We start from the raw sequence: 18,745 nt of genomic DNA, 5'->3' as shown, positions 1-18,745 counted from the left end.
TGGAAAAGAACATCCATTATAAAAACGAAGTCCTAACACCCCCATACTATGAGATCATTTTTTAGTATCATTTTTTTACTATTCATCGGCACGTTTTGTTATGCCCAACACGTGTACCAGATTAAAGCCGACAGCGTGCGTATCTACAATACCTGCGATACGGCCGAATTAATTCTTGAAAACCGTACCCAAAAGGTGCCTGGCTTTTTATTCAACAAAGGCAATGGTAGAACGGAGTTCCAGCAACTGAAGTTTACTTCACCTGGCCTGGGGTTACTAGGTATTCAGGGCCAAGATACGGTCAACCTGCCTAATGTGCTCTCGCCATGGAGCGATGGACGCTATGATTTATTGTCTACCAACTTTGTGACTATCCCGTCGGGCGACTCAATGCTGTGGAGCCAGTGGTATGCTAATAAGGCCATAGGTTATTTTGCCTATGCTTCACCGGATATGCCGGCGCTTTCTGCGCAGGCGTTCTATGGAGTAGGAGGAAAGAGCTACTATAACGGCCTGGTAGTAAAAACAGCTACCACCGGTTTCGATTTCGCGGTTAACTGGAATGGAGAGCTGGCAGGGCCTAATGGTGCTTTTATCCGTATAAAGGATGATACCAAAACAGCCTGGAGTCCATGGCGGGAGCTGTTATTCAAAGATTATGCTGATAAAAGCTATATCGTTAATCAGAAATTGGTTGCGCAGGCAGCTAGCCTCTGGATCAATGGTTCTGCCAAAATTGGCGATAGCGTGGTATTGTCGGGGTACAGCAATAATATAACTGAAGATAGTGTACTCACTACAGATATAAACGGAAAGTTGAAATTGGTAGCGGGTAAGTGGTTACCAATTGGTACTACAACATCTGGCATGCCAGAAGGTTCAAACCTATACTGGACTACGGCACGCGGAGATGCCCGGTACCCTTTACTTACCGGGAGTTATGTAGACCCAACCTGGTTGTCGATACTTTCCTGGGCAAAAATAAGAGGCACACCCAGTACATTGGCCGGGTATGGTATTGGAGATGCCGCACCCGCTTCCGGATCTATGTTTTACATTCAAAATCAGCAAACGGTTGCGCAAACAGGAGCAAACTTTTGGATTGCCGGAGGGGCAGTCGCTGGTGCTTTTAGTTCAACAGCACCAACAAATGTGGTGGCTGATCTCATGCTATATAACGGAGGCTTAAGCGCAGGTAATAGAAGGTGGAGTATCTATAAAAGTATTACAGAAACGGGTACCGGAAACGTAGGTAGTAATTTTAATATTGCACGATATTCGGATGCCGGTGGACAGATCGACGTCCCACTAAGCATTAACAGGTCAACTGGAGAGGTAACATTAGGTACAGTTAATAACGAGGCAACAGATGTGGATAAATTCCTGGTATCAAATGGTGGAGTACTCAGATATAGAACAGGTGCACAGACATTAGCAGATATAGGCGCGGCGCCGTCATCCGGGGCGGGCAACTACATACAAAATGGTACCACCGCACAAACAGCGAACTTTAATATTACAGGTAATGGCACATTTGGCAGTATGGCCTCTTTTGCCGGAGGATTACAGTACACCAATGCGACTTCCAATCTTGAAAACTTTGGTACTGCAGGGGTTAATGTTCCATCTTTTACTACCAGGAGTACCGGCACAAAAACAATCTGGTACAACGCGCTTTCTGGTACGCAGGCGGATTTTGCAACAGGTATCGCGACTGGTGTGTTATGGAACAGTATACCACAAGCTAACCTAAGTTATCGATTTGGATTTTTTGCCGGTACTTCGGAAATATCTCAATTATTTGGTGATGGTTCACAGATATGGGCAAAATCTGGCCGTTTTACCGGTTGGGGCGGCCCCGCGAATAGCGGCCCCGCAGCGGAAATTGGTGTGCCCGGTGGCTATGCAATTTTTGCAGGAATAGATAGAACCGGAACCGCTACCTATTATCCAACAATTCTAAGAGGAGGAAGCGGTACAAGTGACCCAACGGGGAAAGACTTTAGAATAGATGCCTCCGGATATGGGTTTATGGCCATTCCGAATTATGGCGCAATTGGTACGAATGCTTCGGGGTATTTGATTAATACTGCGGGCAATTTCATCCAGAATCAAACTACAGCTGCACAATCAGGCGTAGGTTTTTGGACGGCTGGGAATGGGATTGCCAATAGCCTGAGAACTACCGCACCAATTGGCCAGGGGGATATTCTCTTGTTCAACGGAGGAGGTATTACAAACGCCAATTTAAGATGGACTCTCTATAAAAGTACTACGGAAACGGGCACCGGAAACGTAGGCAGCAATTTTAATATTGGACGTTATACCGATGCGGGAGCGCTGATCGACAATCCGCTAAGTATTAATAGGTCAACCGGCGAGGTAACATTAGGTACAGTTAATAACGAGGCAACAGACGTAGATAAATTCCTGGTTTCAAATGGGGGAATACTCAGATATAGAACTGGGGCGCAAACATTAGCAGATATAGGCGCAGCACCATTATCCGGTGCAGGCAACTATATACAAAATGGCACCGCCGCGCAAACTGCCAACTTTAACATTACAGGCAACGGCACATTTGGTAGCCTGGCTTCTTTTGCTGGAGGTATCCAATTAACCAACGGCACGTCCAACTTAATCAATTATAGTAATTTTGGGGTAGTGGCGCCCACTTTTACCACCAGGAGTGCAGGAACTAAACTCGTTTATTATTCTACACTATCTACCGCTGCTGTAGATTATGCCACCGGAGTAGAAACTTCACATATCTGGAACTCCGTTCCAATAAATAGTAATACGGTTGGATTTAAGTGGTATGGAGGAACAACCCCGGTAGCCAGATTGGACGGTTTAGGTAGCCTGGAATTGGTTGGCCAGGGTAGGTTTAGAGGCTGGTATACTGCAAATGGTACAGGTCCTGCGGCGGAACTAGGCTTTAGTGGTGGTGTAGCCGCACTATATGGGTTTGACAGAACCGCAGGTGCGTATACAACATTGAGGCTAGGCGGCGGTAACTCGGCTACCGGACGGTATTTTGATATTGATGGTACGGGGTATAAATTCACGAACCTAGCTAATACCAAGATATTAGGGACAGATGGTCTTGGGTATTTAGTGGATAACTCAGGTGCTTTTATTCAGAATGGGACTAGTGTACAAGCCTCTTCTAATTTCAATATCAGCGGAGCAGGCGTTATTGGTACCACATTAAATGTAGGAGGACAAACTACTTTAAATACCGTAAGTGTTTCAGGCACTACCAATATGACCGGAGCATTGACTGCATCAGGAGGAGTTAGCACTACCGCGATAAAGATGAAAGAAGGTACCGCTAACGCTACTATGGGAGTAGCTAGTTTCGGCAGTGGAGTAGCATCTGTAACTATTAATACAACGGCTGTTACCGCAAATAGCAGGATATTTCTAACGCCTGTGGTTACTTCTTCGTCTCCTATTACAGGGATGACCGCTCCTTGCCTGGGGCCAAGGGTTGCAGGAACCAGCTTTACCATTTTCTGGACGAAAGAGGCAGTCTCTTCGACTGGCTCAGTAGAGTGGATGATTGTGGAACCTTATTAATCTGAGAACAACGAAATGGATGAATTGAACAAGAAAAGGGATACCCTAAAGTATCCCTTTTCTTGTTCTTAAATTAACCGCTGGTCGCTACCTATACCTTATCTCAAAAAAACTAAACTCCGCCTCTTCTTTCTCCTCCCCAATAAAACTCAATCCCGGCCGTGGCGCCCGGTCCCATTGAGGTAGGAAGCTAATCGCGTAAGGCTGCTTCCCGGGAGTAAGCTCTTTCCAATCCTGCCCTTGCCTCCAGTACACCCGGCAGGTGAAATCGGGAAACACCGACAGCTTCAGGTATACCGGTGAATTTGTGTCAATGATTGATTGTTCGTTCAGCACCGTGCGTTTCCCATCTTTCGATATCCAAAATATTGCTTTATTACCGCTGATAGCAATGCCGGCAGCAGCACCGGCATCACCATATACCACTAGTCCTTTGGAAGCCCTATTGTGATTGACTACCGCCGTGCTGATATCATAGGTCGCAGAGTAGGGGCGCAGGGTGAGTGCAATACCGGAAGGATTTTGTGCGCTGTATTTCCCCGATAAATACAACCTCCCATTGGTGTAGCGATACAGCGGTTGCATATTCCTGAAATCCCATTGCCAGAAAATGTCGTTGTTGACGCGGGCAAAATCATAATGGTAGGTTGTGAGGGGCGACTGGTTCTTCAGCGCAGTGGACGCGCTGAATACAGGCCACTGGTCTGTATTCCACGATAAAGCAGTTATCAACCCTTCCCTGCCTGTGAAAACATTGCTGTGCTTATTATAGGCATGATAAAGGTAGAAGGTAGCACCTTGTGTATCTTGTACGAAAGTACCGTGACCGGGGCACTTCCAATTGCCGCTGTCGGTCAGCACCGGGTTGTTGTGATAGTTGGTATAAGGACCGGTGATAGTGGTGGAACGGACTACATTTACATGATAGCTGCAATCGGCGCCGCAGCAGCCGCCGGCGGAATAAAAGAGATAATAATAATTTCCCTTCTTCAGGATACTCTGTCCTTCCATTCCTTTTCCCTCGTTGTCCTTGAGCAGAGTAAACGGTTGCCCTACCAGGGAAAGCCCATCCGGGGCCAGTTTGCTGCCCAGTATTTCAATGGGGCGTTTATCGAGACCGTAGGCTTTCCAGGTAATGTACAGCTGCCCGTTGTCATCAAACACGAAAGCATCGATGGCTTCTTTACCGTACTCAATGAGAATGCCATGGTCTTTGAAACCATGATCGGGGTAAGCGGAAGTGGCTACGCCGATACAGGATACGCCATCGCTCTTTCTCCGGGCGGTATAATAAACGAAGTAGGTATTGTGGTGGTAGAAATATTCAGGCGCCCAGAAAGATCCCACAGTCCAGTCCGGCGCCTGATCAAACAGGAATCCTGTTTGTTTCCATTGCCGCAGATTCGTAGAATGGAATATCGGAAATTGCGGACCCCATTCGCTGGAAGTACCAATAGCATAGTATTGGTCGCCCTGCCGGAGAATAGAAGGATCTGCAAAGTCGCCGGGAATATTGGCTGAGCGTTCCTGCGCCAGAACTGGAGTGATGCCGGAGAGCATCAGCACGAAAATGATAACGATAGATTTCATCTTTGCCGGAAATTTTAGCTGCGCAACAGTCTTGGTACCATCGCGTGAAACGGCAAAAATAACAGTTCATCGGTATCCCCGGTGGCGTTAACATCTCATAAATTCGCTGAATCATCTCACTCGCATACTTCGTCATCGGTTTACGTAGTCTTTGCCCCATGTCCTCATAGCATCAATAATGGGCAACAGGGTATTGCCCAGATCAGTCATCTTATATTCCACGCGGGGCGGGGTTTCTGCAAACACCATTCTTTCGATAACACCATCTGCTTCCAGCTCCCGCAACTGATTGGTTAGCGTTTGTTTACTGGCCTCCGGCATGGCTTTCTGCATTAAGCTGTACCGGTTGGTATTATTGCGGATGAGATGTATAATTACTGGCTTCCATTTACCGCCAATAATGTTCATACAGTAGGTCACCGAACAGTTGGTCGGATTAAAATGCCTGTTCTTTCTAACACTAGCCTTCGTCATTAGTCTAAAATTTTAGCCTAAGCCCATAAAGCCGGACTATTAGGCTCATTTAACCGAAAAGAGGGTATTTGCGACAAATTTACTAAATGCTATGCTACCACTCATGATGAATCATCCGGCCGGATTTGCCGTTTTCAGATCAGGGAAAATGGAGATTTTTTCCGTTACAGACGGGGAAGTCATATACGAAGACCGCTGCTTTGCACCGGGCATCCCCCGGGCCTTATTGGGCAACAGCCCCCGTCATTTTATTTTGCCACATAATATCCTGGTACTTCGTTTCAGCAACCGGGTGGTGATGTTTGACGCAGGAAATGGCTATTACACGGCTCCCGAAGCCGGCCAGCTCCAATATCATCTACATGCTGCCGGCATTACGCCCGAATCCATTACGGATATTATATTAACCCATGCACATCCGGATCACATTAATGGCCTTGTAGGTACAGGGGAGCGGCTGATGTTTCCGGGCGCCCGCATACATTTGTCGCAGGCCGAATATGATTTTTGGATGTCAGACGCCCCTGATTTTTCAAAGAGCAAAAACACTGTGGCCAACTTGCTGCAAACACAGCAGCATATCAAAGGGATATTAAGGTTATTAGACAACCAGTTACATTTGTTCAATAGTACCGATGCCTTGATGGAGGGAATAAGACCCCTCGCTGCACCAGGGCATACACCCGGGCATACCCTGTTTGCTATTAACACCGGTGAAGAACCCTTTATTCATATGGCGGACACCTGCCACGAGGATGAATTATTGTTTCGTCATCCTGACTGGGGAACTATTTTCGATATCGATTTTGAACAGGCTGCTCAAACACGCCGGAACACGTTGCAGGAGCTGGCTGATAGCGGGCAACTGGTATTTGGCTATCATTTACCAGCGCCGGGGTTTGGGAGGGTGATACCGGAAGGCGATGGGTTTGCATGGAAACCACAGTAAAAAAACAGGCGCCCCTTGGGCGCCTGCAACTATCTCTTTATTTCGTCAGCACCTCAATAGTGCCGCCTTGCTTAAACAAGTCGTGCGATACAAAGTATCCTTTCAACGCCTTTCCATTTACTTTGATTGCCTTCAAGTTCCTGCCAGCGCCGGGTTTGCGGATAGTGAGCTGTTTTCCGTTACTCGTCGTCCAGCTTACTTCATCAAAAACCGGTACGGTAACCAGGTAGTTAGGATCGGTAGCAGAAAACGGATACAGGCCCAGGGCGCTGAACACATACCACGACGACATTTCCCCGGCATCATCCATTCCGCAGAGCGCCAGTCCGTCGTCGCCAATGCCATATAAATGACCCAGTATATAATCAATCATCTTTTGTGATTTCTCTGGTTTATTGATGAAATAATAGGCAAAAGGCGCTTCGTGGTCCGGTTGGTTGCCATGACAATACTGGCCCACCATGGTTTCTACATTGCGTGCAATATAGGAAGGATTCCAGGGTACGGTGAACAGGGAATCCAGCTTGGCTTCAAAGGGCTTAGGGCCACCGTACAGGTCTACCAGGCCCTTCATATCATGTGGAGCATAGAAGGATACCTGCCAGGCATTAGCTTCCCGGAACATATACTCGTAGTAAGGATATTGTGGGTTGAAAGGCGTGATCCAGTCGCCATTGTCCAGTCGACCTCTCATAAACCGGATGCTGCGGTCAAATACGTTCCGGTAATTTTTAGAGCGGGCCATCAGGATGCGGTAATTGGCCGTATCACCCAGGCGCTGTGCCAGCTGGGCCAGTGAGTAGTCGTCGTATGCATATTCCAGGGTTTTAGATACGCCTGCTTTTCCCTTGGTTTCCACGTGGGGATTTTTAACATCCGGATCTGAAATATAACCCTTCTGGATATACTCTGTAATAAAAGGGCGGGTGCCACCTGCTACGTTGGCATTTTTCAGCAACAGCTGGTAGGTACCGCGTACATCAAAATTATCGATCCCTCTCAGGTACGCTCCGGTAATGGAAGACGCGGCATGATCGCCATGGAAAAAGGTAGGAATGAAACCTGTTTTGTCGCCAATGTCTTTCATAGATTTAATGACGTCCAGCGTTACTTGTGGAGAAATTAATCCTAATAATACATCTTTATTACGATAGGTATCCCAGAGCGACGGCACCGTATAATATTGAAAGTCTGCCTTGATCACCTGGTGTTTAGTATCGGTATATTCGCCGTTTACATCGCTGCGTAATACGGGCCACAGCAGGGACCTATACAGGGAAGAGTAAAACAGCTGCCGCTCTTTTTCAGTACCGCCTTTCACCTGTATTTTCGATAAGGTGCTTTCCCATGTATCATGAGCAGCGGCACGTACGGCCTCAAAAGACTGATTCCCTATTTCCTTTGCCAGGTTTTCTTTGGCGTTGGCCGTGCTGACAAACGACAAGGCAATTTTTACTTCTACGGGTCCTTTGCTATTGTCGCCGATATGCAACATGGCGTAAGTGGATTGCTTGTCGATCCGGGAAATATCACTATTCAGCGTGGCGTAGAAATAAATCTTTCCCTCTCCCACTTCCTGGTAGCCTTGTACGGCGCGGTTGCTGTCCTGTTCAATCGTCCAGCTGCTTACCTTGTTGTTGGCTTTGGCCAGGTCAAACAATATCTGCCGGTCGTTAGGTTGTTCGTATTCGTACCGGTGATAACCGCATCGCAGCGTGCTGGTAAGGCTTACGTTTACTTTATAGTCGTCGAGGTATACCTGGTAGAAGCCGGGAGCGGCGCTCTCTTTTTGGTGGGAGAAGTGAGAACCAAATTTTTCACCTGGGTTGGATACCGGTAACAGCGGAATATTGCATAGGTTCCAATGTCCTTTGTTGGTGTGGGTAAATCCGTAGATGATATTGTCTTCATATTCGTAGCCGGCCCCGGAGCCATATTCTGTAATGGGACTCAACTGCACCATGGCATTGGGTAACGAGCTGCCGGGAAATACCAGTCCTGCCCAGGATCGCCAGCCTTTCGGCAACTCATACCCCAGTATTTTCGGATCAGTTAAAGGAGCGGTACCGATAAACGGGTTCACATATTTCGTGTAGTGTGTGTTGGATTGGCTATTTGCGGTGCCTGCGCTGATGGTGGCAAGCAGGGCAACCAGCCATACCATGAAGGAATGCTTATGCTTGTGTTTCATATTTAATGGAATAGTTAATAACGGGCGGTAAAGTATACATTCAAAAGCAAAAATGCCAGTATTTTATATGAAGGGTTTACAATAGTGATATTTTTCGTGTACGATCGAGGCCATTAAGCAGATAGGTAAGGACAATATAGCCAAGATGGGAGATAAACAAGTGAAACAGCTGATGGAAGCAGATTGATACAGCATTGAAAAGTAATACCAGGTAGTGCCCCGGCCGGCACTTATGGTGGACACACCTGGTATAAAAGTATTAGGGTTGGATTACCTGCCCCGTTCCCGCGCCGAATATACTTCTACGAAAACCATATTCCAGCGCCTTCATCGTAGTAGGTATTTCGCCGGGAAAGAAAGGGAAGTACTGAGGTGAATCTTCGATCACGGTAGGGCTGACGGCATTGATACGAATGCCGCGCCCAAGTTCAATAGCCGCCGCGCGTACAAATGCCTCTACCGCCCCATTGGCAGCAGCTGCGTTGGCAAAACCCCGTTGTGGAGTATGCGTTAATGCACCAGTAATGAGTGTGAATGAGCCTCCAGGATTGATATAGTGTTGCCCGATAAGTACCAGGTTGATCTGCCCCATTAGTTTACCTTCAATGCCTTTTCTGAATGACTGGTCATTAAGATTTTTCCAGGGACCAACAAAGGAGGGGCCTGCGGTACAAATGAGTGCATCAAATGGGCCTGCTTGACTGAACATCTTTTCTATAGCCTCCGGAGAGGTAATATCGGTGGGTATATGACCGTCTTTGCTATTAACGGAGATCACCTCATGTTCTTTTTCAAATGCTCCGGTGAGATATTTTCCCATGGTGCCTGATGCACCCACAATAATCATTTTCATATTTGTATTGTTTGGTGAAGTACTTATGATTTGTTTTTGCTGCCCGGAAAAAGATTGCGGGCAATGAAATCCAGCAAAGGGAGTCCCAGGAAAACCATCCAGGGGACCAACAGGATGGTTAGTATCAGTGTTTTTACGTACAGCGGGATATTATCCATTGCTCCCCGGAGGAAGTATAGCAGCAAGGTCAGTGAAGGATAGATGACCAGCCATATTTTTAGCGCAGTTTGTAGCCTGGTATTTATTTTCATATCGGGTGATTATTTTAGACAACGCAAAGATATTCCTGCATGGACGTGCGGTAGTAGGACAAAAATTAAATTGTACAGGACTTATTTAAATTGTTGCCGGAACGCATCGGGGTACAAAAGACAAAGCGTTCCGCCATGGCGGAACGCTTTGTTGTATAAAATAGAGAATAGTCAGCACTATTCCTGGTCCATCGTCATAATATCTCTGTCAAACAGATACAATCCGCTTTTATCGTCTCCAATCAGTTCCAGCTTATCATTACAATCCCTGGCCAGTTTTTCTTCTTCCATTTGTTCCATCACGTACCATTGCAGGAAGTTATGCGTAGCGTAATCCTTTTCAGCGAGGGCAATCTCCACGAGATCGTTGATGCCTTCACTTACTTTCAGTTCATGTTTCAGCAGTTGCTCAAAAGCAGCTTTCAGGGATACGAATGTCATGACCGGTTGTTCCAGTGCAGGTACTACGGCGAATCCACCTCGCTCGTTCACATAATGAATCAGTTTCAGCATGTGCATTCTTTCCTCGTCGCTGTGCCGGAAGAAGAATTTTGTCACGCCTTTTAACCCCGGTTGGATTTCTGCCCAGCTGCCCATAGCCAGGTACGATTGCGATGACTGCGCCTCCATCAGGATTTGCTTGTTGAGGGCATCTTTCATTTTTTGTGATAGCATAGTACAAAAATTCAGGTGAAGTATTTCAATAGTACCTGAATATATTGATTTTTTGGCGATGGGCAATAAAAAGGGCGATGAATCCACCCCTATATGGTGATGCCGCCATCAATCACAAAATCAGCACCTGTGATAAAAGAAGCTGCATCCTGGCATAGGTACGCCACCAGCTTTGCTACATCTTCCGGGATACCCACTTTCTTCAGCGGTACCAGGGTGCTGAGATGATCCCATATATGCTGGGCGGTGGCGTCGTCATTTAGTTTGTTTAAAACTGCGGTCTTCGTGGGGCCGGGACTTACGGTATTCACCCTGATCTTGCGGGGCGCCAGTTCCGCAGCAGCTGTTTTGGCCACAGAATTCACTGCCGCCTTGCTGGCCTGGTAAACAGAACTCTTCGGCTGGTGTGTGGAGGCCACAATAGAAGAAAGGAAAACTACCGATGCACCGTCTTTCAGCAGCGGCGTAAATTTGCTCAGGGTGAAATAGGCGCCCTTGAAGTTAATATCCATCACGCTGTCGAAGTTTGCTTCGGTAGCTTCGGCTATCAGTGTATTTTCTCCCGTAATACCAGCATTAATAAACAGGATGTCGACCTGGCCAAATTGCCCCTGCACAGCCTCATATAATGTATGGATATCTTCCAGTTTTGACTGGTCGGCCACAAACGGAATAGCCCCTAATTCCTGTGCCGCCCGTTCGATAGCTTCCTTCCGCCTGCCGGTAATGATAACCCTGGCTCCCTGGCTGATCAGTTCCTTTGCTGTAGCATAACCAATGCCGCTATTACCACCGGTTACTACCGCTACTTTGTTACTTAAATTCATTGCTTGAAAATTTTATACAAAGATATCGGGGAGATGATATACTTTTGTTACCAGTATACTGGAGTATACCAGTTAAAATTTCAGGCAATGGAAAGAGATCAGGCAGAAGAACTGCGGGCCTTACAAGACACGCTGTACTTTATCGGCGGCAAATGGCGGGTACCGGTTATCAACTCCCTTTGTAATGGCAACAGGCGTTTCCGGGAAATAGAGCGGAGCATTCCCGGTATCACCACGCGGATGTTGTCCAAAGAACTCAAAGATATGGAAATGAATAAGCTGGTAACCCGCATGGTATATAACGATACGCCGGTATTGGTAGAATATGAACCCACTCCTTACTGTCGCACCTTCGGAAAAATCATCCAGGAAATGATTAACTGGGGGAGGGATCACCGGAAAAAAGTGATACAAAAGAAATAGCCTATCCCAGTATTTCTACATATCCTTCCGTTCCGTTTAACCGGATACGTTGTCCGTCTTTAATCAGCCTGGTGGCATTGTCTATGCCAACAATGGCGGGTAAGCCATATTCACGCGCGATCACCGCTCCGTGGGTCATTAACCCGCCCACTTCTGTAATCAGTCCTTTTATAGACACAAATAAGGGCGTCCAACTGGGATCGGTAAAGGCGGTGACCAATATATCTCCTTCTTCCAGGACAGCGGTTTCCATGTTTAAAATAACCCGTGCGCGGCCTTCAATAATGCCAGCAGAAACAGGGAGTCCTATAATAGCGTTGGCCGGCAGGTGGTCACGTTGATATTTACCGTTGATAATTTCTCCGTCGGAAGTCATTACCCGTGGGGGACTCAGTTTTTCATAGGCTGTATATGCCGCTTTACGTTGTGGAATGATCTGCCGGTCCAGCTGACGGGTACGTACCACCTCCCGCAGCTCATCAAAAGTGAGATAGTAGCTATCTTCTTTTTCAGCGATGATATGGGCCTGTACCAATTGTTCGATTTCTTTCAGAATTGCCTGTTTATACAGGAAGTAACGGCATATCTTTTCGTATTTCGGATACTCCCGGTACCCCATGAAGTTACGGACCAGGCTAATCTTTTGCTGGACTTCCAGCGCCTTTTGTTCGCCGTCAGGCAACAGTTTCAGCCGATCGGCCAGGTCCTGTGCTTTTTTAAATGCCTCCTGTTGTCCCTGTTCAAACATCTGGATGCTGGCATTGGGCGTGAAGTTTTTAACATGACTCAATAAAATCGGAATCAGTATAGCCGGGTTTTCGCTCCAGCGGGTTTTCGTAATATCAATTTCACCGGGGCAGCGCATACCATATTTGGTAAGGAAATCTTCTATCGCCTCCCGGCTTTCCCGGCCGCCTTCTAGGGAGCTTAGGTGCTCCAGGAAGTGAGGATGTCTTACCTGTTGTAAGTATTCTACCACTTCAGGATAAGGACGAATCGCATCTGCTACCTCCAATAATGCCAATCCCATTTCCGAGGTGATATTGTTGGGCACCGACTGTGTGAGTATATCGGCTACATTTTTTTCGCCCAGCCATTCATTTATTTTTTCATTAAGCCAGGAGTAGGCATCCATCGCGGCCAGGATTACCGCCAGGCTTTGCGGTGCATATGCCCTTGTTTTTTGTTGATGGAGGTCTTCCTGTATGAAATCAAATAGTGCAGGTCCTGATTTTGTTTGGATGTCCTGTGCCAACGTATCGAGGGATGCCTGTGCCTCTTTCACGAGGTTAGCCACAATAGCCGGATCGTTGTCGACCGGCGGCCGGGCGCCGGGAGGAGGAATCGTAGGTTGGCCGGCGGCTGGATCGTCGGCTGGTACCGACAGCGCAAAATCCTTTCGCTCCAGGATGTTGAGCAGCGCATCTTTGATCAGCGGATCAGATTGTCCCAGTACGTTAATCATCATATCCCTGCCTGCAGGGGTAGCCAGGAGAGGAGCTACATCGACGAACAATCTTCCGCCGGCAGTAAACATAGGCCGGGGTGTCGTTAACAGGAAAAATGACAGCCCCAATGGTTTAATGGGGTCTGTCATCATTTGTTGGTGGCCAACGGATACATATACATGATTGTTAGCGTTATTCACCACTGGGATGGGGTATAACGTAGTGATAGGTCTGCTTTGAACAATATAAAAAGTACCATCCGCCAGGCACCATTCAATGTCTTGCGGGCAACCGAAATGGGCTTCAATTTTTCTGCCCAGGCGCGCCAGTGCTAATATCTGTTCATCTGTGAGCACCTGTTGTTGCTGTAGGGCCGGCGTTATTTCCTGCAGCGCAGTACCGCCACCTTTCGCTGCATAAACCGCCTGTTGTTTGGTAGCTATTTGCCGATGGACAACCTTGCCATTATTCACCTGGTAGTTGTCTGTATTCACCACACCTGCCACCATGGCTTCTCCCAATCCAAAGCTGGCATCGATAGACAATATTTTCCTATTGGCATTTACCGGGTGGGCCGTAAATAAGATGCCGGCGGCCTGGGGAAAAACCATCTGTTGTACCACTACTGCCAGCTGGATTTTCCGGTGATCGAAACCATTTTGAATACGGTAAATAATGGCCCGTTCAGTAAACAAGGATGCCCAGCACAGGCTAATGTGTTGGAGAACGGCTGTTTCCCCGGTAATGTTTAAATAACTATCCTGCTGGCCTGCAAAAGAGGCGGTAGGCAGGTCTTCCGCCGTAGCGCTGGAACGTACGGCAAAGGCGGTATTTTCCCTAAAGGTGGTCAACTGCTGTCTGATGGAGGCAACGATATCTGCGGGAATCGGTATTTGTGCAATGAGTTGGCGGATGTTGCTACTTACTTCGCTGATATCTTTTCGTTGGTCGGCAGCCAGGTAGGTTAACTGCTGCAGCAATACATTAAAAGCGTTATTTTGTTCCACTACGGCCTGGTAAGCTGCTGTGGTGACACAAAAGCCCCGGGGTACGGCTATATCTCCCATCCCGGTCAGCTCGCCCAGGTTGGCGCCTTTACCTCCCACCAATGCCAGGCTGCTGGTATCGACGTCGTGCAAGTCAAGTGCATAAGCATTCATATACGTATTATTTATCGTTGAGGGTATGCATGGTTTCGTTCATGATGTCAATGGATTTTGACAGGTACATTTCTATGATGTGAAGTTCCTGGGCAGAGAAGGAAGCAATGAGCTGTTCTGATTGGCGCCGGTATTCTTTGTACAGCGGCTCCAGCAATGCCATTATTTTCTGGGTGTTGGGCGCTATGATCACTTTCCGCCGGTCGGTTTTGTCGAACTGTCTTTTCACCAGGTGCTTTTTCTCAAACCGGTCTATTAAACCGGTTACTGCCCCGGTGGTGAGCCCGCTTAATGCCGACAACTCGCCCGCGGTCATGGGGCCTTTCTGTAGCAAAAAGCCCAGGTATTTGTGATCGGTGCCGGGTAGGCCTGCTTTGCGGCCCACGGCCTCGTGCAGGTGGATGGTGGTGTAAGCGTGGGCCTGGTTCAGCTTTCTTATCTGCCTGGTTAAATCGGTATTCATTTTTTATCTTATTAACTAAATGTCTTAGTTGCTAAGATAAAATTAAATTCGCAATATCCAAACAATTTGGAGAAAGATGATAACAGGGTCAACGGTACGTTGTCGGGTTGAAAACAGGGACTATTTTACCTGTTGGAGCAGCCTATTAACATCGCTCATCTGTTTATCGGTTAAAACAATATCCGGGCGCAACAGGTTGTCTGTCATCTTCCCCGCCGGCCGTATATGCTCTTTTACGCCAAAGCGCACGAAGATCTGTGTATGAGGAAGGTTGGTATAAAACATTTCGCCAAAGCCGGTAGGATGCCCATTAACAGGTGTTTGACCGATCAACGTGGCCATATGGTTATCTTTGATTAACGTAGCGAAGTTCATCGCACTGGAAAAAGTAGGAGGACCTATCACCACAAACGTTTTTCCCTTAAAGGGGTAGGGCACCTGCTCCGGAACCACCTCCTCCGAAGGGAAATGCAATACTTTGCCTACCGGCGCTTCGGCGTAAGTGGCATTGTCGAATCCCCAGGACCGCAGCAGTTTTAAATATTCGTCGCTTCTCTTCCAGTTGACCTGGTAATCCAAATAGGGTTGATGATATACGTAGCTGATCAGGTAGTCGCCCACCGCCGTGCTACCACCTTCATTGTGGCTCACATCAATCACGAGTTTCGTAACACCGTCGGTTTGTACCTCTTTGAATAAATGATCTACCTGCGCTTTAATAGAATCCAGGCAGTACTTTCCTGTGGCCTTCACATCAAATGAACAGGCGTTGATATAGCCAATATTCCCATACCTGGTATAGGACAGTCGCTCCGCGCAGCTACTCACGCCGAACTGCGACGCCAGCCATGTTTCCCAGTCTTTCCTGCCTATACCTGGCAGCTCAATCGTTTGGCGGGCGGTTGTCCGGATGATAAAGCTATTATTCAGTGTTGGGCTCGCCCAGGGATATAAATATCCAAATTGCCTCAAGGCAGTAGCGGTCCGTTGAAAAGGAAAGCCGGTGGTGGATAACGCACATGCCTGTACCAACTTATCTACCGTTACACCATTGATGCTGCTGATAGCCTGACCGCTATAGCCGGCCGCCGCAGCGCCCAGGCATTGATCAATGCGATAGTTATTGCCTTCCTTTTTCAATGTAAAAGGAAGATAGAAAGAATCGTTACTATACCTGGCGTCCAGTAATTCGGGTTTCAGGTTGATCTGTGCATGTTCATCTGACAGGTAGGCTATTGCTGGCCTGACCTTTTTCAGGAATTCCGTTGCGCTGGTGGAATCCTGCAGGGAAGCAGTTATGTCGTCAAAAAGCTGATCATACTGTGCCGGGGATAATTCGCTGTTGGGATTCACATGTACCGTGGTAATGAGCTGCCGGAGATAATTAAGATCTTCTTTTAGCTGGCCGGGTGAAAAAAGGGTCGGCTTACTCTGACCAGGACAGGAAATGCTAATGATGTTCACCAGGGCAATAGCAACAGAAAAGAAAAATGACTTCATATACATGATAACGTAGGAAAGCTAAATAAATGATGTGTTGATAAGATATATAAATTCTGTAATTTTTATCCCGGGAAAGTAAACTTAAACGCCAGGTGTTCGCGTGCAATGGGGTTTCAGGCCATTCTTTTTTTGCAAATGATATAGTAATATTATCATGCAGTCATCGCCTTCGTTTATCAAATATTGGTCTACCTATATTTGAATAATGTTTAATGTTTTATTGGCGCCCAAAAAACAAGGGGCCCGGGATTCCAGGGAATAAATCACAGGGATCATCTAAACTGCTTATATTTGCCGGGGCTAAAGACAGACTTTCCAAATTGGGAAATAGATTAAATAATGAGGATGCTTTACTTGAACAGGTAGCTGCGGGTGACCATGCGTCTTTTAAAGTGATATTTACCCACTATTGGCGGGATATTTACCTGTTTTCACTAAAGCTTACCAAATCGCCTGATCAGGCGAAAGATCTCGCACAGGATATTTTTGCCCGGTTATGGGATATGCGACAGCACCTGCCGGAAGTGCGTAACTTCAAAGCGTTCCTCTATACCGTTTCCCGCAATCTGATTCTCGATCACCTGCGTAAAAAAGTGTTCAGCGTTGCCAACGAAGAATACCTGGTTACTTACTTTGATGAGTCCAATTACTCACCTCACTTAATGACGGCCTATAAGGAGCTGGAAAATACCGTGCAGGAGGCTGTCCGGCAGCTGCCGCCGCAACTCTACCAGGTATATTACCTGAGTAGGGTGGAGGGGCTTACCCATGAAGAGATAGGGCAGAAGATGAACATCACCCGCATGACTTCCAAAAATTATATGGTAAGAGCCCTGCAGTTCATTCGTAAATACATGGCCGAACATGGCCATGATATGGGACTTTACCTGATTTCTTATATTTTCCTGAAATAATTTTGCCGGGTATGCTCTCCTTTGGTTTATTTCTTCGTCTTATTCCTGTTATGCGTATCATAATATGGAGAACACCGTTTTAAAGGACTTACTAAAAAGCTATCAGCAGGATCAGCCCCTGACCCGGGAAGATATTAGTCAGCTCAGGCAGTTGCTGATGAATCCGGAAAATGCAGCACAGGTGGATGCCTGGTTGATGCAGCAATTCATGGCCATACATAGCGAAACGATAGCAGAAGATACTGATATTAATGTTTTGTTCAGTGAACTGCAATCGAGGCTGAGTGTTGTCCCTCCTCGCGCTAACCCGATAAAATCGTTGATTATCCGTTTGCCTGGATGGATCCGGGCGGCGGCTTGCGTGCTGCTGATCATGGGATTATCCTTGCTGTGGCGGAATTGGTCCCGTACTTCCAACAGGCACCAAATGGCGAAAACACAGCAGGAAGTATTACCTGCCTCTGAAGGCGCTATCCTGACGCTTGGCGACGGTAGCACCATAGCACTCGATCAGCTCCGGGACAGCATCATAAAAGACGGAAATGGGAACGTACTACATGCCGGAAATGGCGGACTCGTTTACAATGAAAGCACTGCCCAATCATCAGCGATCACTTTCAATACACTGACCACTCCAAGGGGAAGGTTATACCATCTCGTGCTGGAAGATGGGTCTGCCGTTTGGCTCAATACAGCCTCCTCCCTTCGCTATCCCTCCCGCTTCGGCAATGCTTCCAGGGAGGTGGAATTACAGGGAGAAGCTTATTTTGAAATTGCCCCGGATGCCAGCAGGCCTTTCAAGGTTAGTGTCAATAAACACACCTTGGTACAGGTATTAGGTACCCGGTTTAATATAAAGGCTTATGGAGAAGAAGAAGCTATACGGGCCACCCTTTTGGAAGGCGCTGTCAATGTAATGTCCGGACAACACCAACAACGCCTGGCTCCCGGCCAGCAGGCACAGATCCCCGCCAGCGGTGGCTTCATCAACTTTATTCCCAATGCAGATATCGATCAGGCAATGGCATGGAGGAACGGCGTATTCCGGTTCGAACAAACGAATATGCGTGCCGTCATGCAGGAATTATCCAGGTGGTACAATGTGAATATCGTATACGAAAAAGGCGCTCCTCTCCACAAAACCTTCTCGGGAGAGCTGCAGCGTGATCTCAATTTATCCCAGGTATTAAAAGGATTGTCTACCATGGGAGTGCATTACCGGATCGATAACACCACCGTAGTTATATTACCTTAACTAACTAAAAGCTACCACAGACAATGGACAACACCTAGAAGTGAATGCAGGTCGACCCGGAATAAAAAACCGGGAGTGCGCTCACACTCCCGATTGTAATCCGGTTGGATCAAATGTAAAGTCTTTGCACGACAATTCTTTTTACCAACCAAACCGTTACGAAAGTATGCAATTTGAGGCACTTTGT

General features: G+C 47.2%; 15 protein-coding genes. 5 read left to right on the top strand and 10 right to left on the bottom strand.

Annotated features, from left to right (window positions below):
* Positions 1-48 precede the first annotated feature (48 nt).
* The gene (locus tag HGH91_RS31295; RefSeq protein ID WP_247651804.1) at positions 49-3,582 is read left to right on the top strand and encodes a beta strand repeat-containing protein; all 3,534 of its coding nucleotides are present in this window, start codon (positions 49-51) and stop codon (positions 3,580-3,582) included.
* A gap of 87 nt (positions 3,583-3,669) precedes the next feature.
* On the opposite strand, the gene HGH91_RS21395 is transcribed toward HGH91_RS31295, so the two are convergent.
* Together HGH91_RS21395 and HGH91_RS21390 are read right to left on the bottom strand one after the other, a co-directional pair.
* The gene (locus HGH91_RS21395; RefSeq protein WP_168740842.1) at positions 3,670-5,172 is read right to left on the bottom strand and encodes a glycoside hydrolase family 43 protein; all 1,503 of its coding nucleotides are present in this window, start codon (positions 5,170-5,172) and stop codon (positions 3,670-3,672) included.
* 132 nt (positions 5,173-5,304) lie between these two features.
* Positions 5,305-5,646 carry a winged helix-turn-helix transcriptional regulator gene (locus HGH91_RS21390; RefSeq protein ID WP_168740841.1) on the bottom strand — a complete coding sequence of 114 codons (342 nt, stop codon included), beginning with the start codon at positions 5,644-5,646 and terminating at the stop codon, positions 5,305-5,307.
* Positions 5,647-5,737: 91 nt separating this feature from the next.
* Between HGH91_RS21390 and HGH91_RS21385 the strand changes: the two genes are divergently transcribed.
* On the top strand, positions 5,738-6,595 hold the full coding sequence (locus HGH91_RS21385; protein ID WP_168740840.1) for an MBL fold metallo-hydrolase: 858 nt from the start codon (positions 5,738-5,740) through the stop codon (positions 6,593-6,595).
* A gap of 37 nt (positions 6,596-6,632) precedes the next feature.
* Here the strand turns inward: HGH91_RS21385 and HGH91_RS21380 are convergent, their stop codons facing one another.
* From HGH91_RS21380 to HGH91_RS21360, 5 genes are all read right to left on the bottom strand, one after another.
* Complete coding sequence (locus tag HGH91_RS21380; protein WP_247651803.1) at positions 6,633-8,786, bottom strand: GH92 family glycosyl hydrolase; 2,154 nt, start codon at positions 8,784-8,786, stop codon at positions 6,633-6,635.
* Between the two features lie 259 nt (positions 8,787-9,045).
* On the bottom strand, positions 9,046-9,639 hold the full coding sequence (locus HGH91_RS21375; protein WP_168740839.1) for a short chain dehydrogenase: 594 nt from the start codon (positions 9,637-9,639) through the stop codon (positions 9,046-9,048).
* Positions 9,640-9,662: 23 nt separating this feature from the next.
* A complete protein-coding gene (locus HGH91_RS21370) occupies positions 9,663-9,890 on the bottom strand; it encodes a hypothetical protein (protein WP_168740838.1) in 228 nt (75 codons plus the stop codon).
* A gap of 177 nt (positions 9,891-10,067) precedes the next feature.
* Positions 10,068-10,565, bottom strand: coding sequence for a ferritin (locus HGH91_RS21365; protein ID WP_168740837.1), 498 nt, complete (start codon positions 10,563-10,565; stop codon positions 10,068-10,070).
* An 89-nt stretch (positions 10,566-10,654) separates the two neighbouring features.
* The gene (locus tag HGH91_RS21360; protein ID WP_168740836.1) at positions 10,655-11,392 is read right to left on the bottom strand and encodes an SDR family NAD(P)-dependent oxidoreductase; all 738 of its coding nucleotides are present in this window, start codon (positions 11,390-11,392) and stop codon (positions 10,655-10,657) included.
* Positions 11,393-11,479: 87 nt separating this feature from the next.
* Between HGH91_RS21360 and HGH91_RS21355 the strand changes: the two genes are divergently transcribed.
* The gene (locus HGH91_RS21355) at positions 11,480-11,815 is read left to right on the top strand and encodes a winged helix-turn-helix transcriptional regulator (RefSeq protein WP_145674803.1); all 336 of its coding nucleotides are present in this window, start codon (positions 11,480-11,482) and stop codon (positions 11,813-11,815) included.
* A 1-nt stretch (position 11,816) separates the two neighbouring features.
* On the opposite strand, the gene ppsA is transcribed toward HGH91_RS21355, so the two are convergent.
* The 3 genes from ppsA to HGH91_RS31685 form a co-directional block, all read right to left on the bottom strand.
* Positions 11,817-14,423: a phosphoenolpyruvate synthase gene (ppsA, locus tag HGH91_RS21350; RefSeq protein ID WP_168740835.1), complete on the bottom strand. Its 2,607-nt coding sequence runs from the start codon at positions 14,421-14,423 to the stop codon at positions 11,817-11,819.
* 7 nt (positions 14,424-14,430) lie between these two features.
* Positions 14,431-14,886, bottom strand: coding sequence for a MarR family winged helix-turn-helix transcriptional regulator (locus HGH91_RS21345; protein WP_168740834.1), 456 nt, complete (start codon positions 14,884-14,886; stop codon positions 14,431-14,433).
* 120 nt (positions 14,887-15,006) lie between these two features.
* The gene (locus tag HGH91_RS31685) at positions 15,007-15,714 is read right to left on the bottom strand and encodes a S41 family peptidase (RefSeq protein ID WP_410493811.1); all 708 of its coding nucleotides are present in this window, start codon (positions 15,712-15,714) and stop codon (positions 15,007-15,009) included.
* Positions 15,715-16,709: 995 nt separating this feature from the next.
* On the opposite strand from HGH91_RS31685, the gene HGH91_RS21335 reads away from it, so the two are divergent.
* Entirely contained in the window at positions 16,710-17,303 is a 594-nt protein-coding gene (locus HGH91_RS21335; RefSeq protein ID WP_168740832.1) for an RNA polymerase sigma factor, read from the top strand.
* A 64-nt stretch (positions 17,304-17,367) separates the two neighbouring features.
* Positions 17,368-18,558 (top strand): FecR family protein, encoded by a 1,191-nt coding sequence (locus tag HGH91_RS21330; protein WP_168740831.1) that lies wholly within the window; start codon positions 17,368-17,370, stop codon positions 18,556-18,558.
* Positions 18,559-18,745: the final 187 nt, after the last annotated feature.

Source organism: Chitinophaga eiseniae (genome assembly GCF_012641265.1).
Taxonomy (GTDB): Bacteria; Bacteroidota; Bacteroidia; order Chitinophagales; family Chitinophagaceae; genus Chitinophaga; species Chitinophaga eiseniae_A.
This window is presented reverse-complemented; position numbering and strand designations above follow the sequence as displayed.